The sequence below is a fragment of the Streptomyces sp. NBC_00637 genome (assembly GCF_045161545.1).
In the GTDB taxonomy this organism is placed as follows: domain Bacteria; phylum Actinomycetota; class Actinomycetes; order Streptomycetales; family Streptomycetaceae; genus Streptomyces.
Genome location: NZ_CP109046.1, coordinates 5,947,624 through 5,970,361 on the forward strand (window position 1 = coordinate 5,947,624; position 22,738 = coordinate 5,970,361).

A 22,738-nucleotide genomic window follows, 5' to 3' on the forward strand; every position below is an offset into this window, starting at 1 on the left:
GGAGATGTGCGTCCGGTGAGAAACTAGTGACACGTACATGACACGACAAGGTTTATGGCAGAACGATCTCGTACACTGGGGAACGCAGAAGGGGAGTAGCTCTTCGCCGGACCGTCGACATACTGCTCAGCTCGTCTGAGCCGGCGCCCGGAGGCGGACCCGTCAGGGGTCGGCCAGCGAGACCTTCGGCAAGCAGTGCACATCCCTGCCCGACGGCAGGGGTGACATGTGTGCTGCCGTGCCGAGGTGTCTCTCCTGAAGCGTTCAGGACTCTCGGTGGGGCGGCCCCGACCGATTGAGGAACCTTGCTCAGCATCACCGTGACGGCGGTCGTCTTCGGCGTCGTCTTCCTGGCCGAACTGCCGGACAAGACCGCGCTCGCCGGTCTCGTCCTCGGCACCCGCTACCGCGCCTCGTACGTCTTCGCCGGGGTCGCCGCCGCCTTCGCGCTGCATGTCGCGCTGGCCGTCGCGGCGGGCAGCGTGCTGACCCTGCTCCCGCAGCAGCTCGTGCACGCGCTGACCGGTGTCCTCTTCCTGGGCGGCGCGGCGGTGCTGCTGATGAAGAAGGACGAGGGCGAGGAGGAGGTCCGGCGGCCCGAGAACCAGTCCTTCTGGAAGGTCGCGGGCGCGGGCTTCATGCTGATCCTGGTCGCCGAGTTCGGCGATCTCACCCAGATCATGACGGCGAACCTCGCGGCCCGCTACGACGATCCGCTCTCCGTCGGACTGGGCGCGGTGCTGGCGCTGTGGGCGGTGGCCGGACTCGGCATCGTCGGCGGAAAGGCGCTGATGAGGCGGGTGCCGCTGAAGCTGATCACGCAGATCGCGGCGCTGCTGATGCTGGCGCTCGGGGTGTGGAGCCTGTGGGAGGCGATCGCCGGCTGAGGGGCGGGCCGAGCCGAACGGCGGATGAACGCCGTCCGGCATCTCGCGGCCGGGGTGGCGGTGGACCCCGATTGTTTTGTACCGTGGAGAAACAAAGTGGCTCCCGTCCGTTTTCCCTGACCGGCGGGCGGGGCCGCCTTGTCTCTTCCTCCCTGGAGTTGCTGATGCCGGTCCTCACCGCCCGCGCCCTCCTGCTCGACATGGACGGCACCCTCGTGAACTCCGACGTCGTCGTGGAGCGGATCTGGCGCCGCTGGGCCGGCGCGCACGGGCTCGACGGCGACGAGGTCATGAAGGTCGTCCACGGCCGCCAGGGGTACGCCTCGATGGCCGTGCTGCTGCCCGACCGGCCGGTGCACCTCAACCACGCGGACAACGCGCGCATGCTCGCGGAGGAGACCGCCGACCTGGACGGCGTCGTGCCGGTGCCCGGCGCGCCCGAGTTCCTCGCCTCCCTGCGGGGCGTCCCGCACGCGCTGGTCACCTCGGCGGACGTCCCGCTGTCGACCGCCCGCATGACCGCCGCCGGGCTGCCGCTCCCGGACGTCCGCGTCACCGCCGAGTCGGTCGGCGCGAGCAAGCCGGACCCCGAGGGCTTCCTGAAGGGCGCGGCCGAGCTGGGGATCGCCCCGGCCGACTGCGTGGTGTTCGAGGACTCAGGGGCGGGCATCGCGGCCGGCCGGGCCGCCGGGATGCGGGTCGTCGGAGTGGGACCGCGGGCCGCCGCGCACGGACCCGACGTGGTGGTGCGCGACCTGCGCGGGGTGCGGGTGGCGGCGGACGGATCCGGGGTACGGATCCACGTGGCGTGAAACGCCTCGGCGGCGCGGCGTGAAACGCCTCGGCGCCGCGCTTGGCTACGGCTCCGTCGTCTCCGACTCCAGGCGGTTCCGGGTCGCTGCTCCGTAGACGCCCAGGCCGTCCTCCGTGGTCCCCCGCGACCACTGGTAGTTGCGCAGGGCGTCCTCGACCTCGCCGCTGAACGTGCCGTCGGCCTCGCCGTTGTAGAGGAACAGCTGCCGCAGCCGCAACTGGAGTTCCGTCACCTCGGCGCCCCTGTCGCCCCGCCGCAGGACGACCGCTTCGGCGGGGTCGTCCTCGTTGTCGGCCCCGTTCCCGGGCGCCAGGGAGCCGGTCGCGCGGGCGGTCGGCGTGGTCTGTCCCACCGCGCTGGACGGGGACGTCGAGGGCGAGGCGCTCGACTCCGAGGCGGAGGGCGACGGACGCTCGCTCTCGGACGCCGACGGCGAGGCCTCGGAGGCCGACGGCGACGCGGAACGACTCGGCGAGGCGGACGGCGAGGCCGCGCTGGTCGAGGCGTCCGGCACGGCCGCCCGCACGTCCTCGGGAGCGGCCCCGTCCCGCGTCGGCTTCTCGTAGCTGAACAGCCCGGAGGCGAACCCGGCCGCCGCCACCACGGCCACGACGGCCGCGGTCGTCGCGATCAGCAGCGTGCGGCGACGGCGCGGACGGTGCGGTTCCTCGTCGTCGGGGTGCGGGGCGGCGACGTCCGCCGCCTCGAACAGGCTCAGGTCGGTCGTGCTCGGCTCGGCGCCGGACGCCGCCAGAGGGGTGGACAGCGCCGCCGTCATGTCCGGCCCCTGACCGGCCGGGTGCGCGGTGCGCAGCGGCATCGTCGCGTCGGCCGGAAGGACGGGAGTCGCGGGGGCGGTCGCCACGGTCGGCAGCGGCATGGTCACGTCGGCCGCACCGGCGGTCCCCGCCGGCCCGCCCACGGGCTCGCCCCCGGCCTCGGTGCCCAGCTCGACGTAGGGCCGTATGCGCAGCGGATCGAAGTCCTCCGCGGCGGCCGCCTCCGTCGTGCGCGTGTCGCGCTGGGCATCGGCGGCGCGCCGGGCGCAGGCGCACGACGGGGTGTTGTCGAGCGCGCGGAGCGCCCCGCACTCCGGGCACGGCAGCCCCTGCTGCCCCGAGTGCCCCTGGTGCCCCGTCGGATCGATCACGTGTTCGTCCCTCCCCATGCAAACTCCAGAGATTATGCAGATCCTCCACACGCCGCGCTGCCCGCGACCCCCGGAATGTCGTATTCCGTCAGGGCGCAAGAGGACTCGAGAGGCCATAACGGGTCACACCGATCACGATGGAGAGGGTCACCAGAGCCTCAGGAGGCATCCATGGTCTTGGACGCGCGCAGCAAGCCGGCGGATCCGCGCGACGAACACGTGTCCGGAAACGTTCTCGTGTCCATCGGCGCCCTCCTGCTCGGCATGCTGCTCGCCGCCCTGGACCAGACGATCGTGTCGACCGCCCTGCCCACGATCGTCAGCGAACTCGGTGGTATGGAGCACCTGTCGTGGGTGGTCACCGCGTACCTGCTGGCGTCGACGGCCGCGACCCCGCTGTGGGGCAAGCTCGGTGACCAGTACGGGCGGAAGAGGCTGTTCCAGGCCGCCATCGTCATCTTCCTGATCGGCTCGGCGCTCTGCGGAATGGCGCAAAACATGCCGCAGCTGATCGCCTTCCGCGCCCTCCAGGGCCTGGGCGGCGGCGGCCTGATGGTGCTGTCGATGGCGATCGTCGGCGACCTCGTCCCGCCGCGCGACCGCGGCCGCTACCAGGGCCTGTTCGGCGCGGTGTTCGGCGCGACCAGTGTCCTCGGCCCGCTGCTGGGCGGCCTGTTCACCGAGCATCTGAGCTGGCGCTGGGTGTTCTACGTCAACCTGCCCGTCGGCGTCGTCGCCCTCGCCGTCATCGCGGCCGTCCTGCACATCCCGCGCAGGTCGACCAAGCACGTCATCGACTACCTCGGCACCTTCCTCATCGCCGCGGTCGCCACCTGCCTGGTCCTGGTGGCGTCCCTCGGCGGCACCACCTGGGACTGGGCCTCGCCGCAGATCGTCGGCCTGGCGGTGCTGGGCGTGCTGCTGATCGTGGCCTTCGTGGCCGTGGAACGGCGGGCCGCCGAACCGGTGCTCCCCCTGAAACTGTTCCGCATCCGCACCTTCACCCTCTCCGCGGTGATCAGCTTCATCGTCGGCTTCGCGATGTTCGGCGCGATGACGTACCTGCCGACCTTCCTCCAGGTGGTGCAGGGCGTCTCCCCGACCCTGTCCGGCGTGCACATGCTGCCGATGGTGGCGGGTCTGCTGCTGGCGTCCACCGCCTCCGGGCAGATCGTCAGCCGCACCGGCCGCTGGAAGGTGTTCCCGGTCGCCGGCACCGCCGTCACCACCCTCGGCCTGCTCCTCCTGCACCGGCTCGACGAGCACAGCTCCACGGGCGCGATGAGCGCCTGCTTCTTCGTGTTCGGTGTCGGCCTCGGCCTGGTCATGCAGGTGCTGGTGCTGATCGTGCAGAACGCCGTCGCGTACGAGGACCTCGGCGTCGCCACCTCCGGAGCGACCTTCTTCCGCTCGATCGGCGCGTCCTTCGGCGTCGCGATCTTCGGCACGATCTTCTCGAGCCGCCTGGGCGACAAGCTCGCGGACGCCTTCCGCGGTGTGCGCCTCCCGGCCGGGGTCTCGGTGGACGGGCTCGAGTCCGACCCGCGCGGCATCTCCGAACTGCCGTCGACCCTGCGACCACAGGCCCTGCACGCGTACGCGTCCGCCATCACCGACGTCTTCCTGTACGCCGCCCCCGTCGCCCTGGTCGGCTTCGTCCTCGCGTGGTTCCTCAGGGAGGACCCGCTGCGCGGCTCGGTCACCGCGCCCGACGTGACGGAGACCCTCGCCAGCAACCCGGTGGAGCGGTCCTCGTACGACGAGGTGTGCCGGGCGCTGTCCGTCCTCGGCACCCGTGAGGGCCGCCGGGAGATCTACCGGGACATCACCGCCCGGGCCGGCCAGGACCTGCTCCCGGCGTCGAGCTGGCTGCTGCTGCGGATCAAACGCTGCGGCAGTGTCGAGCCGGCGACGCTGGCCGAACGCACGACCGTCCCGCTGCCGGTGATCATCGACGCAGTCCGTCAGGTCGAGGGGAGCGGCCTAGTCGTGCGCGAGGGCCTCGACGTGGTGCTGACCGACGAGGGCCGCGAGGTCGCCGACCGGCTCGCCGAGGTCCGCGAGGAATCCCTGGGCGCGCTGCTGGGCGACTGGTGGGGCCCCGACCGGCCCACCGACCTGGTCCAGCTCGTCAGGGAACTGAACAGCGAGCTGTGCGGCTCGGACCGCGAACAGCCGCACGGCGGGCGGGTGCTGCCCGACCACCGCCTCGCCTGACGTCCCGGCCGAGCCTTCACCTGAGGCGTTCGCCGTCACTCGGGATTCGAGCCGTCACCCGAGGCCGTGGCCGTCACCCGAGGTGCCTCCTGGCCGAGCGGCTTGCCGAACCAGTGGTCCGCGTACGGGGCGGAGTTGTGCGGCTCGGTCTCCGCGTATCCCAGTCGGGCGTACAGGGCACGGGCCTCGACGAGATCGCCGCGGGTGTCGAGGATCATCCGCGTGGCGCCGAGCGCGCGGGCAGCGTCCTCGGCGCCACGGACGAGGAGCGCCGCGCCGCCCCGGCCGCGCAGCCCGGCCCGGACGAACACCCGGGTGAGCTCGGCGGTGCCGGCGTCCCGCAGCCGTACACCCGCGGTGCCGGCCGGTTCACCGCCGTACCACCCGACGAGCAACCGGCCGCCGGGCGGCGCGAGTTCGGCTCCGGTGTGGGCGGCGATCTCCCGCTCCAGCTCGGCCGGGTCGGTCCTGCGCCCCTCGTGCAGCAGGTAGTAGCGGTCGCTGACCTCGGTGTAGTACGCCCGCCAGAGGGCGTGGGCGACCGGGGCGTCGAAGGGTTCGGTGGTGATGGTCCAGGTCGGCGGTGTCGTCATCCGCACATTGTCCGAGGGCGGTCCGGCGGTCCCGCAACCGGATATGCCCCGGCGATCCCGCCCCCGGCCGCGCGGGCCGTTTATGAGGGGCGGTCCGGGCAACCCGATCCGAGAACCGGCCCGTGGGGCCGACACACCGGAAGGCAAGGCATGTCCACAGGAGTGATCATCGCTCTGATCGTGATCGTGGCGGCCATCGTCGCCGTCGCGGCCGTTCTGGCCGTGCGGGCCCGCGGCTCGCACGGCGGACACGGTCTGAAGCGTCGCTTCGGGCCCGAGTACGACCGTGCCGTGGCCCGGCACGACGGGGACGTCAAGGCCGCCGAGCGCGAGCTCGACGCCCTGGTGGAGCGGCACGGCGGGCTGCGCGAGCGCCCGTTGGAGCCCGCCGAGCGCGAGATGTTCGAGGCTCGCTGGACGACCGCGCAGGAGCGGTTCGTCGACTCGCCCCAGGAAGCGGTCACCGAGGCCGACCGTCTGCTCGCCGAAGTGGCCGGCGCCCGGGGTTACCCGGACGGCGACCAGTACGAGGAGCAGCTCGCCGCCCTCTCCGTCCACCACGCGCATCACATCCACGGCTACCGACACGTCCACCACGTCGCCCGTGCGGGCGTCAACGGCGCCGCAACGCGCGACGCGAGCGCGAACGGCACGTCCGGCGCACCGGGCACGGAGGAGATGCGGGCCGCCATGGTCGAGGCCCGCGCCCTCTTCGACGACCTGGTCGGCGACGCCTCCCACGGCGCCGACCGTCAGCGCACGCGACAGCGCGTGAGCCAGGACGGTTCCCGCTCCGGCCACCAGCTGCCGAGGGGCTTCCACCGTCACCAGGCGAAGGAGGGCTGACCGCCATGCCCGACCTGACACCGAACACGACACCGAACACGACGCCCGACCCGCGGGACACGACCCGTGACACGGCTACGAACCCGGATGCCGTACCGGGCGTGAGCCCGGAGAACCGCCGACCGGCGGGCGACCGGCCGCGCGTGGCGAAGTCCGCGGACACCGCGCGCGTCGCCGACGCCGCACGTGCCGCCGAAACGGCACGGGCCGCCGAGGCCGCACGGACCGGAGAGGCCGTCCACGCCGACGAGGCGGCGCGCACCCGCGAGGCTGTCCCGCAGACCGACACGGCCCTGCCGGGGGAGACCGTCCTGCCGGGGGAGAGGGGACGGACGTCGGCGGAGCCGCGCGGAACGACAGCCGTGGGCGAGCCGACACCGCTCGGCTCCGACTTCGGCGCGGGCAGCGCGGGCGGTGCGGCGCGTGGCCGCGCGGCCGGCGCCGGCCGGGACGCGGGTCCGCTCAGCGCCTCCGGCGAAGGGGCGGCGCCCCGGCACCGGGACGCGGGCGCGGTGGACACCGTCACGGGCCGCGAACCGACCACGGCCGCAGCCGAGCACGGCGGTCACGGCGAGTCCCTGCTGCCGGACGACGAGTGCGACCGGATCTCCTCCCGCATGCGGCAGGCGGTCGTCGGGTTCGTCGACGGCCCGCGCGACGCCGTCGCGGAGGCCGACCAGGTGCTGGAGGAACTCGCCGCGCGCTTCACGGACGCCGTGGACCGCCGACGCCGTACCCTGCGCGGGTCCTGGCAGTCGGGAGAGGGCGGCAAGGACCGCTCCGCGCAGGCCGCGACGGCCGCCGACACCGAGCAGCTCCGCCTGGCCCTGCGGGACTACCGCGAACTGACCGAACGGCTGCTACACCTCTGAGCCCTCGGCCCCTGCGGCCGACCCACCTGCCGCCGCCCGGCGCTCCCGCCACTCGCGTACGACCGCTTCGACGTCGTACGGCTTCATACCCAGCGGGGGGCCGGGCGGCGGCTTGAACATCATGTCGCGCAGTCTGACGTTGACGTCCGTGATGATCTTCCGGACCAGGCGTTCCGAAGGCGCCGCGTACGCCGCCGCGAGCGCGTCCTCGGCCTCCTTGCGCAGGGCGAGCGTCGGCGGCAGCACGGAGAGACCCTCCCGGGCCATCTTGCGCTTGATCCACCAGAGTTCGTCGTACGTGGTGTCCGCACCCTCGGGCAACGGCTTGCCCGCTCCCGCCAGTCGGGCGAACTCGCCGCGCAGCTCCGCCTCACGGATCTGCCTGTCGACCCAGGACTCGAACGGGAGACCCGGTGGCTTTCGCTCGGTCATGCGTCCATTGTGCCGGACGCGGTGGGCCCGGGCGATTTATCATGCGGCCGCTGTACAAGCACACTTAGGACCTGTCGTCCGGGTCGGGTGGCGCCGGGACACGGTGCCTTGTCGGCTGGGTCGAGCGGAGCAGGACGCGTGCAACTGCGAGGCGGAGGAGGGAGTCGACGCGATGGAGGAGTCGGCGACCGACGACAACGCCGCAGGTGTGCGTGGCCTGCTCCGCGTCCCGCCGCATGATCCGAACGACAGGTCCTGGGACCCAGGACGCCGACAGGCATGTCAAAGACACCGCAAGGGGAGCGCACGTGCTCGAACTCACCATGGCCACCGTCTCCGGGACGGAAGAGGGCGCCACGGCCGGCATGCTGATGGCCGACTCGCCCAGTGACCCGGGTGCCGTGCTCCGGGTGGGCCGGGACAAGTCCCTGTGCCGTCTCGCGACCCCCGACGACTGGCTGTTCGTCTCCCGGGTGCACCTGGAGTTCCTGTGCGGCCCCGACGGCACCTGGCAGGTGTCGTGGCTGCGCGGCTCGCAGGACGAGCCGTCGTCCGAGGTGCGGCTGGTGAGCGGCCAGTACGCGCAGCCGCTCGCCTACGGCGGGACCATGCCGCTGGCGCGCGGCGGCTCCGGCGAGATCATCGTCCTCGACCGCACCGGGCCGCGCAGCGTCAACGTGGGCTTCTATCACGAGGCGTGAAATTCGCGGGTGTCACGAGGCGTGAAGTTCGCGGGGGGAAAGGGCTCCGAGGCTAGGCCAGGACACGTGCCAGGGCGAAGCCGTCGTAGCCCTTCGCCCCCACCGTCTGGACGGCCGTGCCGCTCAGCCGCGGGTGCGAGCCGATCAGTTCGATCGCGGCGCGGGTGCCGACCACGTCCTCCGCGTCGCTGTGCACGTCCGCGACCCGGCCCTCCCGTACGACGTTGTCGACGACGATGAGGCTGCCCACGCTCGTGAGCTTCAGCGCCCACTCCAGGTAGGGGGCGTTGTTGACCTTGTCGGCGTCGATGAAGACGAGGTCGAAGGGCGGCGGGTTCTCGTCGGCCAGCAGCGGCAGCGACTCCAGGGCCGGCCCGACCCGTACCTCGACCAGCTTGTCGAGACCCGCGCGCGCGATGTTGCGGGTGGCGACCTCCGCGTGCCGGGGGTCGTACTCCAGGGAGATCAGCCGGCCGTCGGCCGGGAGCGCGCGGGCCAGCCAGATCGTGCTGTAGCCGCCGAGCGTGCCGATCTCCAGGACGTTGCGGGCCCCCTGGATCTCGGCGAGCAGCTGGAGCAGCTTGCCCTGGTTCGCCGTGACGTTGACAGGTGGCAGCCCGGCGGCCTCGCTGTCACGCAGCGCGGCCGTCATCACCTCGTCGTCCGGGGCGAGATGGTCGGTGAAGTAGGCGTCGACGGCGTCCCAGGCCTGCGACTCGCTCATGCGCTCTGCCTCTCGTGTACCTGACATATCCGGCGGTATGTCTCGTCAGGAATGCTAAGTCGAGCCCCACGGATCCCCGGCCGGGCCTTTCAGCCGTTCGGCGCAGGGGGTGCGGCGGGAGGCGCGAAGGACACGGAAGGCGCGCCGCGCGGCGCGGGGGGAGTGGGCGCAGTGGCGGGAGTGGCGGGAGTGGGGCGAGCGGACGGCATGGGGGGTGTCCGCGGCGGCACGGGCGGCTTCGGCGGCACGGGGGCGGGGGCGGCGACGGGGCGGGTGCCCGGCGACGGAGGAACGGGAGGAGCGGGGACGGGCGGCCGCGCGGGCCGAGGGGGAGTACGGCGAAGGGACGGCGGCCGCGGGGGCACGGGGGGTGCGGGGGGCGCCGTGGCCCCCGGCCCGCTCTCCGGCCCCTCTGCGGTGGCGGGCGCCGGCCGGAAGCGTGAGGCGTGTCGGGGGCGGGGCAGGGTCACCCGGCGGGCGCGGCCCCAGCGGATGCCCAGCACCACGGCGACCGTGTTCGCGACGGCCAGTCCGCCGACGACCGTCAGCAGCCACACCGGGATGCCGGCCAGGGCGAGCAGCCGGTCCTCGTAGATCACCTGCCGGTACGCGGCGTCCGTCGCCGTCCGGCGCAGCTCGTGGTCCCCGGAGATCTCCGAGGGGTGCGGGAAGTCCTGGGCGACCGCCGTCAGGAACGGTGTGCTCTTGGCCAGCGCGGCCAGCGGCCCCGTCGTCCTGCCGAGCGGCCCGGCGAACGTCACCCGGGGCCGCTCGCCGCCGATCCGCGAGGCCGGTTCCATGCGGTGGGCGGCGAGGACGTACAGGCCGAGCGACTGCGGGGTGGCCGCCAGCCGGGACAGCCGCATCGGGTAGACGAGGGTGTCGGCGGCGAAGGTGAGGTGCAGCGGCTCCAGCTCGCCGCGCAGCGCTGTCCCCGTGCTCTCGGGGGTCAGCCGGATCGCCACGTACTCCCAGCGCCGGTCGACGTACGGCTGGAGCGCGGTCTCCAGGCTCCCCGGGAGGGTGAAGTCGTTGGCGCGCAGCCAGTCGTCGAGGTCGGCCGGGTCGGTGGCGGTCAGCCGGGCCACGTCGAACGGGCCGAGCCGCTCCCGTCCGATCACGCCGACGCCCGAGGCGGGCCCCGCCCCGGGCGGCGGCGGGCCCGTGGTGTCGCCGCCCGCGGTCAGCGGCCAGTCGCCGTCCTGCGGCCAGAAGTGGTGGCGGGTGCGGTGCGCGGGGGCCGTGGCCGCCGCCAGTTGGTCGAACAGCTCGGGATCGCCGAGCCCGACCGTCGCCCGGTGCGGCACGGGCATGATCCAGGCGGCCCGCTCGGCGTCCCCGCCGACCGTCAGCCGCATCACGATCTGTTCCTGCGCGCCGTCCCAGCGCACCGCGGAGACCTCACGGCCGACCACGACCTGCCGCTGGTCGCCCGGGAGCAGCGCACCGCAGCCGCAGGCGTAGGCGGGCGCGACGAGCGAACCGAGCTGGATCGCCAGCAGCGCCAGCAGCACGGCCGTGATCCGTCCGCGCAACCGCTTTCCGCGCGCCCGCCGTCCCCGCAGGAAACCGACCATGCCTCGTATCCTCTCCAGCACTCTCCGTACCCGCCAGCGCGCATTGTGGTGGCAACGACGGTACGGCTGAAGCCCCCGTTCCGTTCGAGGCCTGATCCAAATCCCGTTCCCTGACGGCTTCCTGACGATCCCCTGACCGTCCCCCGTGTCCCCCCGAACCTCGTCCCGCGCCCTGTCTCGCATCCCGGCCGCGGGAACGTCCGACCCCCGGGAGCACTATCGTCTTCCGGACAAAAGGAGAGCGGACGTCAGGTGAAGTGGGGATGGCCTGCGTCTCTCCCCCCGGGGCGGTGCGAGCCTCATAGGGTGCGGTAGGAGACTTCGTGCACGGGACGCGTGGGACGAACGCGGCGGGAGGCCGACGAGGCGTGGCGAATGCGGAGCACAGCGGGCGACCGGCGGAGCCCTTCGGGCCGACGGCGGCCGACAGGGTGAGAGCGCGGCTGCGCGCGGCCCGCCTCGGCCTCTGGCTGCTGGCGGTGGTCCTCGCCGTACGCCAGGTGGCCGTCGTCGTCGGCACCCCGCGCGGGGAACGACTGACGGATCTGGAGACCTGGGTCGGCCCGGACGGCGTGCTGCACGTCAACGGCTCGCTCTACGACTCCACGCGCTTCACGGGCACGCCCTTCACCGGGCTCGTCCTCAAACCCCTCACCCGGGCGGCCGAACAGGCCCTGGGCTGGGGCTGGACCTTCGGCACCCTGCTGCTGGTCGCCGCCCTCGGCCTGGTCGTCGCGCGGGCCCTGCCGCATCCGGTCGGCAGACGCACGGCACTGCTCGCCGCACCCGTCGCGATCAGCCTGCTGATGCTGTCGCTGCCGGTGCGCAACGCCCTCTGGCTCGGCCAGACCAGCGTCATGCCGGTGCTGCTGGTCCTGCTCGGCGGCTTCGTCGTACGGGACTGGCGGGCGGCCGGCGCCCTGATCGGCCTGGCGGCGGCCCTCCAGCCCACCGTCCTGCTCTTCGCCGCGCTGCTGTGGTTCACCGGACGCCGCCGCGCCGCGGCCGCCACCGGCGCCACGTTCGCCGCGGGCACCGCGCTCGCCTGGGCGGCGATGCCGCACGACTCGTACACCTACTGGGTGCACCACATGGCGGGCGTCGGACTCGGCGGCGAGGCCGACGCGCTCGCCAACCAGTCCCTGCACGGCGCCCTGCTCCGCCTCGGCCTCTCCGGCCCGCTGGAGATCGGCTTGTTCCTGTCGCTCGGCGCGGCCGTCGCCGCCCTGGGCGTCCGCCGTGCCGTCCGCTACGCCCGCGACGGCCAGCTGCTGCTCGCGGTGGCCCTCACGGGCTGCGCGGCGATCGTCGTCTCGCCCACGACCTGGCAGCACCAGCTGCTGTGGGTGCTGCTCGCCGTCGTGGGCCGGGTCGGCAAGCGGGCCTCCGACCGCTATGTGTGGCCGGTGGCCGTCCTGCTGGTGATGACCCTCCCGGCGAAGATGATGCTGCCGAACATGGCGGTCCTGTACCCGCTGCGCGACAACGCGGTTCTGCTGGCCGCGCTGGCGGCGGCCACGATCGTGCCGTTCCTGCCGCGCACCTCCCCGTACTACCGCACGCCCATCGCCACGCGGTACGCGGAGCCGGTCCCCACGCGCTTCGGGCGCGTCCCGCTGCTCCCCTTCCTGAAGCGGGTCCTGACCCGCCCGAACCTCCTCCTCGAACTCCTGCTGATCCGCGTGACGTACGCGGCGTACCAGCAGGTCCGGCTGGCGGCGACCGGCGGCTCGAACTCCGCGGGCCGGGTCCGGGCGGAAAGCCACGGGCAGCAGGTCCTCGACATCGAGCGGTTCCTGCACATCGACATCGAGCACTGGGCCAACCACGCGGTGGTCAAGGTCGGGTGGCTGCGGGACTTCTTCGACTTCTATTACGAGTCCTTCCACTTCGTGGTCCCGCTGACGGTCCTCGCCATCCTGTACTGGCGCCGCCCCGTCGACTACCGCTGGGCCCGCTCCTCCCTCGGTTTCGCGACCCTGCTGGCCCTCGTCGGCTTCTGGCTCTACCCGCTGGCCCCGCCCCGCCTGATGCCGGACCTGGGCGTCATAGACACCGTGCACGGCGTCCAGGACTTCTCCAAGCCCGACTACGGCACGCTGACGGCACTGACGAACCAGTACGCGGCGATGCCGTCCCTGCACTTCGGCTGGTCCCTGTGGTGCGGGCTGGTCATCGCGATCGTCGCCCCGAAGTGGTGGATGAAGGCGCTGGGCCTGCTGCACCCGCTGTTCACGGTGTCGGCGATCGTGGCGACCGGCAACCACTGGGTACTGGACGCGGCCGGCGGCGCACTCGTGGTGGTCGGCGGCTTCGGCCTGTCCTACCTGTTCATGGGGCCGAGGGCGCGGTTCGCGACGGCGACGGCGGTGAAGGCGGCGGCCGAACCGGCACGGGCCGAGAAGGAGCCGTCACCGAGCTGATCGCTCAGGTGGGCCGCCGAGCCGAATGCTCAGGTGGGCCGCCGAGCCGATCGCTCAGGTGGGCTTTTCCGCGGCCAGCCGCTCCTGGAGCCGCGCGTGCCGGAACTGGTAGACGGGGCCCGTCGCCCGCAGCAGATTGCGGCGGCGGGCGTCCTCCAGGAAATGCACGAGCCGTACGGGGGTGCCCTCCTCGTGGTGGAGCTGTAGGGCGGTGAGGGCGGTGGCGACGGCCAGGTTGCCGACCAGGCCCGAGGTGGCGCCGGTCCACAGGAAGGCCGTCAGCGCGAACTCCGCTCCGCGCGGCCAGGATGTCGACCAGGCCACCATGGGGCCGATGTACAGCGCGAGGGCGAAGCCCGTGAGCAGCCCCAGGAAGAGACGCAGCCCGATGTGGTGCCGCCACACGTCACGCGGGCTCACCGACCGGGTGTCGGCGACCGACGGCCGGGCGAAATCCTCACGTACCATGTCGTAGCGCCCCACGCCCACCGAGAGGAAGGGAGCGCGGGAGAGGATCTCGTAGCCCCGCCCCGTGGCCAGCACCTCGCCGAAACCGAGCGGCAACGTGACCAGGTACCAGAACCAGTACGGCGGGGAGTGGTCGACCAGCAGCGGTATCAGCAGGACGAGCGCGGTGCCCACGAACAGCCACTGCGCGATGCCCGCCCCGACCGTCCGCCGGGTGAAGATGTCGCGCCAGCCCGCGCTCGACAGCGGCTGCGGGACGCTGCGTGCCGCGAACTGGAGGGCGATCCCGTAGCCGCCCGCGATCGCCGACAGAGTACTGATCACCGCTATCGGGAGAGACGGGCTCAGGCTCCAGGCCATGATCACGCCTGGTGGCCCGCACACCACCGCGGAGACGATCCACACGGCGACCAGCCGGGGCCGTCGGCCCGTCCAGCCGGGAATGTGCCACCAGCGCAGATCGCGCGTGTCCTCCTGGGTGAGCCGTGTGGCCATGTACCGGAGCGTGCGTTCGGCCGTCGTCGCGGAGTAGCGCGGGCGGGGGTGTCCCGGGCGCCGGGTGTAGGCGGCCACGACCGCGTGATCGAGGAGATGGTTCTCGATGGCTGCGGCGCTGGGAAACCGGGCGGCGTCGAGCAGTTCGTCGACGGGGTCGTCGTCGCCGTAGACGTCGCGGAGCAGGGCGATGGCGAGCGGTCCGGCGAGGGCGGCGGCGAGCGGGTCGGGGGCGAGCGGTCCGGCCTCCGTGAGCAGCCGCCCGGTGAGCGCCCGCCAGGCCGTCGACGGTTCGGCGGGCAGCCGGTTCAGCAGATACCCGGCGGCGTCGGCGGCCCGGACCGGCTGGATCTCCAGCGCGAGAGCACCGCCCAGCCGGGCCTTCTTCGCGGTGAGCACGGCCTCCCTGGCCCGCGAGACGAGCACCAGCCGGAAGGGCGCCGTCTCCAGCGCGCCGACCATGGCCCCGCGCAGCCTGCCGGTGACCTCGTCGAGGCCGTCGAGGAAGAGCGAGATACGCCCCTGTTCGAGCAGTTGCCGGGCGCGGGCGCGTCCGCCCTTCCCATGGAAGAGCGTGTACTCGCGGCCGAGCCGGTCGGCGGCCCACTCGACGGCGGTCTCCTCACCGGGGTTCCACCCGTCGAGCGACAGCAGCACGGGCACGGGCACGCGAGCCCGGTCGGCGGGCGCGACCTGCGCGGCCCGATGGACGAGCGCGTCGAGAAGCAGCAGCACGGCGGCGGCGGTCTTCCCGGCGGCCGGCGCCCCGACGAGCAACAGCCGCCCGGAGGCCAACCCGCCGTAGACGGCGTGCAGTTCACGCAGACCGCCGCCGTCGCGGAGCCGCTCCCGGGTGATCGCCCCCACCCCCGGCAACGGCCCGAACCGCGCCCGCCCCGCACCTTCCCCCGTCGCCCCGACGACCCGCCCCGCCACCTTCCGATCGCTCACCCGCCACCGCACGGGCAGCGGCGCGGGCTCCAGCAACCGCCGCAGCCCGGCCTCCTCCTGCCACTGGGCACCGACGACACGGGCGAGTTCGTCGGCGGTGATGTCGAGGGGGTCCACGGTGGTGGACGAGGTGTGGGTGGGCGGCGAGTGGGTGATGTGGTGATGGATGTTCTGGGTGTTGTGGTCACCGACCTGGAAGGCGGCGGACCCGTGAAACGCGTTACCGGAAACGGAGTTGCCGGAAACGGAGTTGCCGGAGACGGGGTGATCGGACACGGGTCGACGGGGGAAGGAGTCACCGCCGCCGGAGCCACCGAGGCCGGTCTCTCCGTCGCCGGTGTCTCTGCCCCCCGAGTCTTTGCCCCCCGAGTCTCTGTCGCCGGGGTCCGCCTCGGCGCTGCCGGCGTCGGTCATCCGCCGGACCCGAAGTGGTTCTCCTGCCGGTTGTGATCGCCGGTCTGGACGGCCGTGGGCCCGTGAAAGGTGTTGCCGCCGACGGCGCCACGGGCCGGTCCGTCCTCGGCGCCGAACTCCCTCCTCAGCTGCACGAGTTGCTCGACGAGTCGCTCCCGCTCGTCGTCCGCGAGGGCCTCGAGCAGCGAGGCGAACTCCCCTTGCCACAACACCGCGTGCACGGCCCGCAGCCGCTCCCGCTCCCCTTCGTCGACGGTGGCGAGCACCGCCGCCGTCCGGTCGAGCCGTTCGATCGCCTCCCGCTCGGCGTCGGCGTCCCCCCGCCCGACGAGCCGGGCACACCGCACCCGGAACCAGGCCCAGCCGTCCGCCCCCGCCGACTGCACGACGGCCATCCCCCCACCGGCCGCAGCCGCGGTCAACGCCTCGCTCAGCATGTCCGGTCCCCTCCCCGTGGTCGCCTGACCCGCTGTCCGCACGCGGGACAAAACGCATGGTACAGACGGCAGTTGGAGGTGACGGAGCCTTCTGATCACCGGGCGGGGAGAATCACGGGATGGGCGGAAACACGAGGGTCGCGAAGGCAAGGGTCGCGAAGGCAAGGGTCGCGAAGGCGAGTGCGGCCAAGGCGAGTGCGGCCAAGGCGAGTTTCGCGACCGCGAGGGTGTGGTTCATGCGGCGAAGCCCGCTCTTCTGGCTGCTGCTCTCGGCGCTGTCGTGCGCCGTGATGTTCTTCGTCTGGATCTGGGGGGCGTTCTCGGGCGGCCTGGACGTGGAGGAGACCTGCACGCTCATCGAAGGCGAGCCCTATGACGACGCCTACCGGGCGGAGCACTGGCGCGAGCCGTCGCAGGTCTTCCCACTGCACGACAAGTGCAACGCCGCGTACGACCTCGTGCCGTTCTGGGTCAACCCGATGCTGGTCCTGCTGGCGTTCCTCGCCGTGGGCGGCCTGATCGCGGCGGTCTGGGCGACACTCGTCCGGCTGCGGCGGCTCTGGCAGCGACGGCGGCCGACCTCGGCGCTCTGAGCCGCCGACGGCGGACGGCGGCCGTATTGCGTCGGCTCACCCTCACCTGGCGGTCACCTCGACGGAGGGGCGGGCGACTGCGGAGGGTCGCCCCACGAGGCCTCGCAGCCGGCGCTCCGCGGGCTGCTCGACGCAGTGATAGGCAGGCGCCGCGAGAGCGAGACTGACGACCAGCACCCCCGCCCAGAACACGAGCGTCTCACCGCCGGGCGCGGGCTTGCCCCACTCGAACACGGCCACCCGGATCACGATCTCGTGGAGCAAGTACCAGGCGAACGACCAGTGCCCCAACCGGATCATCCAGGCCCCGCCCAGCCCGGTCCGCCGCCCATCGAGGTCGGCACGGGCAGCGGCGCAGATCAGAGCGGCGAAGAGGGGCGCGGAGAACAACTGGGAGGCGGAGTAAGGGCTGTACCAGACGGCATCCGGTACCGCGCCCGACCACGGGATCAGCACCAGATGCCAGCCGACGACGAGCCCGACGGCCACCGGCAGCGACACGGGCGACCGCCAACCGCGCTTGAGCGCCAGCCCGGCCACCACGCCGAGCACGAACTGAAGGGAACGGGTGAGCGGCAGATAGTCGAGCGCCCAGGTGCGGGTGGTGGCCGACAGCCCGGACAGCGCGACCCACAGCAGCGGCGCGACGAGGCTGACCCCGAGGGCCGTCCATCCCCACACCCGGACGCGTCGCCGGGCGAGCACGGCCAGCAACACGGGGAACGTCAGATAGAACCAGGCCTCGTCACTCAGCGACCAGGCGGCCGGATTCCCCCCGGTGAAGATGACCGGCTGCGGAAACCACGCGTGCACGAGCAGCAGGGTCGCCCCCACCGCCTTGACCGACACGGCCCGGCCCATGACCGCCCACCACACCCCGACGGACGCCCCGACACTGACGGCGAGCAACGGCCAGATCCGAGCGAACCGCCGCCACAGAAACACCCGTACGGCGACGCCGGCCCCCTCGTAGGTATAGGCGAGCACGACACCGGACAGCACGAAGAAGAACGTCACCCCGCTCCGCCCGTACCACACCGCATCACTGACCCCCGGCACGCTCCCGACCTGCCGGGACAGGTGATACAGCACGACAAGCAACGCGGCCCAGAACCGAAGCCCGGTGAGCGACGGCAGCCGGTCGCGACCGGGGGCGGGTGTGGGTGCTGGTACGGCGGGCAATGGGCGTCCTTCATGGTCAGGGCGATGCCGGGAAAAGCGTACGGGGCACGCGGTGGTGCCGCGTGCCCCGTACAGGTAAGGCGAGGTTCAGTTGTAGGGGGTGACCAGTTTCATGGGCTCGTAGGGATAGGTGCTGGTGGGTGCGGACCAGCCCGCGACGCCGCCCTTGAAGGTCGCGTCCGCGCCGGACCAGGTCCAGGTCCAGGTCTGGATGTTGGTGTCCTGCTTGCGCAGGGCTGCCAGGTCGTCGTATCCGTCGCCGTTGAAGTCACCGGTGGCGAGCTGGGTCTGGGCGATGTTCCAGCTGAGCTTGCCGTCGAGGGTGACCTTGGCCGAACCGAACTGGTCCTGGCCGGAGAGAGACTCGGCGAGCATGGTGGAGACCTTGTCGCTGCCGTCGTTGTAGGCGTACCAGATCATGATGTCATCGCGTCCGTCGCCGCTGAAGTCTCCTGCGTGCGGGGTGGCCTGATCCCAGTCGAGGGAGCCGGTGTACCACCAGGACGTCGGGTTCTGGAAACCGCCGGTGACGCCGGCGAGGAACGTGTGGGTGCGGATGGTGTCGTCGCCCTGGCCGTAGAAGACGGAGAGGTCGTCGCGCCCGTCACCGTTGAAGTCACCTGTGGTGAACTTGCATCGGCTGCGCAGCCAGGTGCCCGCGGGTGCCGAGAAGGACTCGAAGGGGTTGTCGAAGCCGCCGCGCACGTTGGCGGTGAGGGTGAACAGCTTGGTCGTGCCGTCGGGGTACGCGTACCAGATGGCGACGTCGTCACGTCCGTCACCGTTGAAGTCGCCGGCCTCCGGGGTCATGTAGGTGGCGTGCATGACGTTGGCCTTGACGGTCCAGGAGGTCAGCGGCGCGGCGAAGCCTCCGTTGGCCTGTCCCAGGAAGGTCAGCATTTCCAGGCTGGTGTCCGGCTTGGGGTGGAGCGCCGCGATGTCGCCGCGCCCGTCACCGTTGAAGTCGCCGGTGACGAACTTCATGTACTTGGCTTCGTACACGCCGACCGCGGCGGCGTACGACTTCAGCGGTTCCTTGAAGGTGCCGTCGGAGTTGGTCAGGAGGCTGTAGGTGGCATCCGTTCCGGCGGCGAAGTCGTTCCACCAGGCCAGGTCGCTGCGTCCGTCGCCGTTGTAGTCGTGGCGCATACCGGAGCCGTTGGACCACAGGGCCTGGCTCTTGGCGTTGTAGACGACCAGATTGCCCTTGTCCTGGAGCAGGACGTAGCCCTCGCCGGTCAGGTTGGGGTTGGTGTCGGCGGTCAATCCGGTGGTCCACAGCTTGGTCAGGCCGTCCGCGCTGTAGACGGTGAGGTTGCCGTTGGACCCCACCCGGGCTGTGGCGTCCGGGTTCCCCGAGGTCTTGGACTGCCAGACGACCACGCCGGCCTTGGACGTGACGGTGAGGTTGCCGTCACCCTTCATGGTCAGGGTGGCGGAGTTGGACGTGATGGACTGGCCGGAGGTGAGCTGCGTGCCGGGCGCGATGCGGATGCCGCCGGTGATGCCGTCGATGGTGAAGGCGCTCCCGAAACCGGCGATCTGACCATTGGTGACCTTGCCGGGCCAGCCGGCCATCGTGTTGTCGGCCTTGCGCGTCCAGAGGTCGAGGACGCCGTCACCGGTGAGGTCACCTGAGGTACCCAGGGTGGGGTAGTCGGCCTTCTTGAAGCCGGTGGCGATCTTGGTGCGGTCGGTTCCCCAGGTGGCGAGGTTGAGCTTGCCGTCGTCCGCGATCTTCGTTCCGTAGGAGCGGAAGAGTTCGCCGGTCGCGCCGTCACGGAGCAGCAGGTCGGGGACGGCGTCGCCGTTGAGATCGCCGGGGGCGACCACGGTGAACTTGCCCCAGTCGATGGTGCCCACGAGGGAGGGGGGTGCGACGCCGTCGAGAACGCCGGCGGTATCGCCGTAATAGGCCCAGAGCTTGGTGCCCTGCTTGACAAGGACGTCAGGGAAGGAATCGCCGTTGAGGTCGCCTCCTGTGGTGACCTGTTCGGCGTTGTACCAGTGGTCGTCACCCTCCCAGCCAGGCCTGGCCTTGCATTTTCCGTTCCTGGGGACCGGGCAACTGACCTGCAGCTCTACGTACTGATCGCGATCGATACTGCCCTTGCCGTTGTTGTCGTAGACGCGGAGGTTGTTCTTCTTGGTGTTGGCGTTGTACTCGAGGGAGACGAGGTCGTTGTAGCCGTCTTCCGTCCAGTCACCGGACAGCCCAACCTGCTGGCCCGGGAAGGTCCCGCCTGCGTTGGCTGCGGCGTAGAACTGGCTTTCCCCCTGGCCGGCGTGGGCGAGGAGGGTGCCGTTGGAGTCAGTGCTCCAGATGTCCTTGAAGGTGTCGCCGTTCAGGTCGCCGGGCTGATCCTTGTCCGCGGATCGGGTGGCGTAGTAGAGGTAGGTGGCTGTGTCGGAACGGTTGCCGGCTGCATCGACGCTATATGCGTACACCAGATGCGGGCCGTATGAGGGGACGGGGAAGTCTGCCCAGGCAGCCTCCGTAGAGGCTTCGTTGAGGTTGGGGTCGGTGTCCGTCCACCAGTAATAGGCTTTGACGTCGGTCACACCGTTGGGGGCGAGCAGGAAACGAGCGGTGGTACGAGCCGGCCCCGTCTGAGAGGGCCAGCCGTTGTCCCCATTGGGGTACTTGTTGCCATCGGAAGTGATGACGGGGGGCTTGCTCGGCCGAGCGCGGTCGATACTGAAGGTGCAGGTCTTGCTGTACGCCGAATAGGCACCGTCCGAGTCCTTTGCCCGCACCTTCCAGGTGTAGGTCCCGCTGGGCGTCTTGTCCGTCGGCAGTGCGACGGTGGCGACGCGCCCGCGCAACGCTGGCACGCTGATTCCGTACGGTGTGGTGGAGCCGGAGGCGAAGAGTTGAAATTCGGCGGTCAGGTTGCCCGCGTCGGGATCGTCGACCTTCGCGTAGAGACTGACCGAGGTGTTGCCGATGGTGCTGCCCGCAGTGCAACTGCTGCTCGGATAGGTGCCCAGGCCGGTTGGGACCTTGGGAGGGTGGTTGTAGACGATCTCCAGGACGGCCGTCTTGGGGTCGAACTTCTTCCAGCTGAAGGTGTCTGTCTCGCTGGATGCGTACATGCCCAGGTTGACGCTCACGTCGCCATTGGCAGCCGCCTTGCGGACGACGTTCGTGGCATTGAACTCCAGGTTGCCGGCCGGGCAGTCGCTGCTCCAGCCCTTTGCGTCATTCACGGTATCCAGTACGGACCCGATCCGGGCGGGCTGGTTCTTCCAGGTGGTCTTGTCGGAGATGTCACCGACCTCGAACAACTCGACCTCGCGGGCCTGGCAGGACCAGGACCAGGTGTTGTGGATCCGGAAGGTGGCAGACTTGACCTGCGCCCCCTGCGCGGCGCTGGTGTCGAGCTCGAAGAAGGAGCGCGAGATGCGGTTCAGGCCGCCGGTCTCGGCTTCGTACCCGACGCGCACCACTTCCTTGGCGTCCCAGAACGATGTGTTGGGGTAGGCCTGGTAGACCCTCGTCCAGTGGGTGCGGACGTTGCTGGACCAGGTCGGGTCGATATAGACGGGGTAGGTCGTCCCAGCCCCCGTCAGAAGGTCCTGCTCCGGCGTGATGGTCAGCGTGTCGCTGCTGACGGACGTCTCCATGGCCGCGTCCTTGGCCCCGGCCCCGGGGTCGAAGACGTCCTCCGTGGTCGACGCGGTCGTGGTGAAGGCGGACATCAACTGCCGCGCTTGGGCACTGGTGGGTTGGCTCGAGTCCCACATCATCGGGGTCGGGCTGGTGAACACGGTCTGCCCGGCCGGGTCGATTGCCTCCAGGGACCCGGTCTCACTGTCCTTGGAGACATCGAGACCGACCGTGTTGATGCCGAACTGGAGTTGGGTCAGCTCCGGGTTCTTGGCGGCTTCGGCGTTCTTGACCACGAGCAGCTGAGAGAAGCCCTCCACCTCGGCTTTCAGCTGAAGGTCCACGCCGGGTAGCACCTCGGCGTAGGTGGCCACATTGCCGACCAGTGTGGGAGTGGGCAACGCCTTGGGCCAGGTCAGCGAGAGCGTGCGTCCGTCGCGGTTTCCGGTGAGCATGGGGCCGGTGCCACCGCCGGAGAAGCGCACCGACACCGCTGCTGCCTTGGGAACCACGGCGCCGTCGGTGGCGAACGCGAGGGTGGGGTCGGCCCCCACCCACGCCCCGCTCCGCCATACCCGCACGGCGCTGCCGTACCGCTTGACCGAGAACGAGCCGTCCGGCTGGGCCCAGGTGTCGCTCGACTCCGTGCGAGCGGAGATCACCTCGATGGGCTGACCGGAAGCCTCGGCATCAGCAACGGCCCTGTCCTTCTCGGTCATCGAACCGTCGGCGACTGGATCGGAGGCTGCGGTGAGCGTCTTTGCTGTCTGTGCAGGTGTGGCCTCGGCTGCTTCGGCAGGTGATATAGGAGCCAGGATGGCAACGGCGACGAGACCTGTCAGCAACCGGAATCTGCGCCTTCGGAAAAGCGCCCCGCCCTCATGTTCTCTGGACACGATTCAATCCCCTATCCCTGTGTCCTGATTTCACGCAACTCTATAAGTGACGCGGTCGGGCATCTCGCTAGTTGTGCCGCTGAGAGGCAACGGAAAAGTATGGAGAATATGTTCATTGGGCGTGAAGGTGGACAATTGGGCGACGTGACCAGATCCAGTAAACATGGCCTGAACTGGAACTTTACCGATCCATAGAAATCTCACATCCCTCTCAAATGCCGCGTCGGCAGGTTCAGGTTTCGGGTTGTTTCGGCGTGCATCGAGTGGGGAATCTATTTCCCGCGGCTGATCTTCCTGTTACCTTTTGTGGGCTTTGTTTGCCTTAACGAGGGGTGGGGCGTGAGCCGGTACGGCGCGCGTAGATGGGGCGGCCTTATTTCTGCTGCCCTCATACTGGGAATGCTTCCTGCGAACAGCGTGGCGGTTGCATCATCCGGTAAGGGAGTCAGTCTTCCC

Annotated in this window: 18 protein-coding genes; 8 read left to right on the forward strand and 10 right to left on the reverse strand. The window is 71.0% G+C overall.

The features are described 5' to 3' along the window. Positions 1–305 precede the first annotated feature (305 nt). Both OG440_RS26095 and OG440_RS26100 read left to right on the forward strand, forming a co-directional pair. Positions 306–887 (forward strand): TMEM165/GDT1 family protein, encoded by a 582-nt coding sequence (locus OG440_RS26095; protein ID WP_406009208.1) that lies wholly within the window; start codon positions 306–308, stop codon positions 885–887. A gap of 164 nt (positions 888–1,051) precedes the next feature. Next, positions 1,052–1,699, forward strand: a complete 648-nt coding sequence (locus tag OG440_RS26100) for an HAD-IA family hydrolase (protein WP_406009209.1) — start codon at positions 1,052–1,054, stop codon at positions 1,697–1,699. A 45-nt stretch (positions 1,700–1,744) separates the two neighbouring features. Here the strand turns inward: OG440_RS26100 and OG440_RS26105 are convergent, their stop codons facing one another. Then, positions 1,745–2,851 carry a peptidoglycan-binding protein gene (locus OG440_RS26105; RefSeq protein ID WP_406009210.1) on the reverse strand — a complete coding sequence of 369 codons (1,107 nt, stop codon included), beginning with the start codon at positions 2,849–2,851 and terminating at the stop codon, positions 1,745–1,747. A 171-nt stretch (positions 2,852–3,022) separates the two neighbouring features. Here OG440_RS26105 and OG440_RS26110 point away from each other — a divergent pair, with 171 nt between their 5' ends. After that, positions 3,023–5,068, forward strand: coding sequence for a DHA2 family efflux MFS transporter permease subunit (locus tag OG440_RS26110; RefSeq protein WP_406009211.1), 2,046 nt, complete (start codon positions 3,023–3,025; stop codon positions 5,066–5,068). Between the two features lie 35 nt (positions 5,069–5,103). Here the strand turns inward: OG440_RS26110 and OG440_RS26115 are convergent, their stop codons facing one another. Further along, on the reverse strand, positions 5,104–5,661 hold the full coding sequence (locus OG440_RS26115) for a GNAT family N-acetyltransferase (protein ID WP_406009212.1): 558 nt from the start codon (positions 5,659–5,661) through the stop codon (positions 5,104–5,106). 150 nt (positions 5,662–5,811) lie between these two features. On the opposite strand from OG440_RS26115, the gene OG440_RS26120 reads away from it, so the two are divergent. After that, on the forward strand, positions 5,812–6,507 hold the full coding sequence (locus OG440_RS26120; RefSeq protein ID WP_406009213.1) for a hypothetical protein: 696 nt from the start codon (positions 5,812–5,814) through the stop codon (positions 6,505–6,507). A 5-nt stretch (positions 6,508–6,512) separates the two neighbouring features. After that, positions 6,513–7,379: a hypothetical protein gene (locus OG440_RS26125; RefSeq protein WP_406009214.1), complete on the forward strand. Its 867-nt coding sequence runs from the start codon at positions 6,513–6,515 to the stop codon at positions 7,377–7,379. Here the strand turns inward: OG440_RS26125 and OG440_RS26130 are convergent. Continuing rightward, the gene (locus OG440_RS26130) at positions 7,368–7,811 is read right to left on the reverse strand and encodes a DUF1992 domain-containing protein (RefSeq protein WP_406009215.1); all 444 of its coding nucleotides are present in this window, start codon (positions 7,809–7,811) and stop codon (positions 7,368–7,370) included. The two genes, OG440_RS26125 and OG440_RS26130, sit on opposite strands and share 12 nt — an antisense overlap. Positions 7,812–8,119: 308 nt before the next feature. Between OG440_RS26130 and OG440_RS26135 the strand changes: the two genes are divergently transcribed. Then, entirely contained in the window at positions 8,120–8,512 is a 393-nt protein-coding gene (locus OG440_RS26135) for a hypothetical protein (RefSeq protein ID WP_406009216.1), read from the forward strand. Between the two features lie 52 nt (positions 8,513–8,564). Here the strand turns inward: OG440_RS26135 and OG440_RS26140 are convergent, their stop codons facing one another. Beyond that, a complete protein-coding gene (locus OG440_RS26140; RefSeq protein ID WP_406009217.1) occupies positions 8,565–9,236 on the reverse strand; it encodes an O-methyltransferase in 672 nt (223 codons plus the stop codon). An 89-nt stretch (positions 9,237–9,325) separates the two neighbouring features. Beyond that, the gene (locus OG440_RS26145; RefSeq protein ID WP_406009218.1) at positions 9,326–10,813 is read right to left on the reverse strand and encodes a DUF2330 domain-containing protein; all 1,488 of its coding nucleotides are present in this window, start codon (positions 10,811–10,813) and stop codon (positions 9,326–9,328) included. A 368-nt stretch (positions 10,814–11,181) separates the two neighbouring features. Here OG440_RS26145 and OG440_RS26150 point away from each other — a divergent pair, with 368 nt between their 5' ends. Beyond that, positions 11,182–13,236, forward strand: a complete 2,055-nt coding sequence (locus OG440_RS26150; RefSeq protein ID WP_406009219.1) for a bifunctional glycosyltransferase 87/phosphatase PAP2 family protein — start codon at positions 11,182–11,184, stop codon at positions 13,234–13,236. A gap of 54 nt (positions 13,237–13,290) precedes the next feature. Here OG440_RS26150 and OG440_RS26155 read toward each other — a convergent pair whose 3' ends face one another. The 3 genes from OG440_RS26155 to OG440_RS26165 form a co-directional block, all read right to left on the reverse strand. Further along, positions 13,291–15,426, reverse strand: coding sequence for a hypothetical protein (locus OG440_RS26155; protein WP_406009220.1), 2,136 nt, complete (start codon positions 15,424–15,426; stop codon positions 13,291–13,293). Between the two features lie 134 nt (positions 15,427–15,560). Then, positions 15,561–16,001 (reverse strand): hypothetical protein, encoded by a 441-nt coding sequence (locus OG440_RS26160; RefSeq protein ID WP_406009221.1) that lies wholly within the window; start codon positions 15,999–16,001, stop codon positions 15,561–15,563. A gap of 112 nt (positions 16,002–16,113) precedes the next feature. Further along, on the reverse strand, positions 16,114–16,239 hold the full coding sequence (locus OG440_RS26165; RefSeq protein ID WP_406009222.1) for a hypothetical protein: 126 nt from the start codon (positions 16,237–16,239) through the stop codon (positions 16,114–16,116). Here OG440_RS26165 and OG440_RS26170 point away from each other — a divergent pair. After that, complete coding sequence (locus tag OG440_RS26170; protein WP_406009223.1) at positions 16,238–16,594, forward strand: hypothetical protein; 357 nt, start codon at positions 16,238–16,240, stop codon at positions 16,592–16,594. The two genes, OG440_RS26165 and OG440_RS26170, sit on opposite strands and share 2 nt — an antisense overlap. A 42-nt stretch (positions 16,595–16,636) precedes the next feature. On the opposite strand, the gene OG440_RS26175 is transcribed toward OG440_RS26170, so the two are convergent. Then, a complete protein-coding gene (locus OG440_RS26175) occupies positions 16,637–17,776 on the reverse strand; it encodes an acyltransferase family protein (RefSeq protein ID WP_406009224.1) in 1,140 nt (379 codons plus the stop codon). 87 nt (positions 17,777–17,863) lie between these two features. Further along, complete coding sequence (locus OG440_RS26180; RefSeq protein WP_406009225.1) at positions 17,864–22,105, reverse strand: FG-GAP-like repeat-containing protein; 4,242 nt, start codon at positions 22,103–22,105, stop codon at positions 17,864–17,866. Positions 22,106–22,738: the final 633 nt, after the last annotated feature.

Excerpts from the sequence above, each read along its gene's own strand:
- OG440_RS26140 (WP_406009217.1), bottom strand. The coding sequence starts at position 9,236 with ATGAGCGAGTCGCAGGCCTGGGACGCCGTCGACGCCTACTTCACCGAC.
- OG440_RS26130 (WP_406009215.1), bottom strand. The coding sequence starts at position 7,811 with ATGACCGAGCGAAAGCCACCGGGTCTCCCGTTCGAGTCCTGGGTCGAC.
- OG440_RS26170 (WP_406009223.1), top strand. The coding sequence starts at position 16,238 with ATGCGGCGAAGCCCGCTCTTCTGGCTGCTGCTCTCGGCGCTGTCGTGC.
- OG440_RS26110 (WP_406009211.1), top strand. The coding sequence starts at position 3,023 with ATGGTCTTGGACGCGCGCAGCAAGCCGGCGGATCCGCGCGACGAACAC.
- OG440_RS26160 (WP_406009221.1), bottom strand. The coding sequence starts at position 16,001 with ATGCTGAGCGAGGCGTTGACCGCGGCTGCGGCCGGTGGGGGGATGGCC.
- OG440_RS26100 (WP_406009209.1), top strand. The coding sequence starts at position 1,052 with ATGCCGGTCCTCACCGCCCGCGCCCTCCTGCTCGACATGGACGGCACC.
- OG440_RS26120 (WP_406009213.1), top strand. The coding sequence starts at position 5,812 with ATGTCCACAGGAGTGATCATCGCTCTGATCGTGATCGTGGCGGCCATC.
- OG440_RS26145 (WP_406009218.1), bottom strand. The coding sequence starts at position 10,813 with ATGGTCGGTTTCCTGCGGGGACGGCGGGCGCGCGGAAAGCGGTTGCGC.
- OG440_RS26115 (WP_406009212.1), bottom strand. The coding sequence starts at position 5,661 with ATGACGACACCGCCGACCTGGACCATCACCACCGAACCCTTCGACGCC.
- OG440_RS26165 (WP_406009222.1), bottom strand. The coding sequence starts at position 16,239 with ATGAACCACACCCTCGCGGTCGCGAAACTCGCCTTGGCCGCACTCGCC.
- OG440_RS26125 (WP_406009214.1), top strand. The coding sequence starts at position 6,513 with ATGCCCGACCTGACACCGAACACGACACCGAACACGACGCCCGACCCG.
- OG440_RS26180 (WP_406009225.1), bottom strand. The coding sequence starts at position 22,105 with ATGACCGAGAAGGACAGGGCCGTTGCTGATGCCGAGGCTTCCGGTCAG.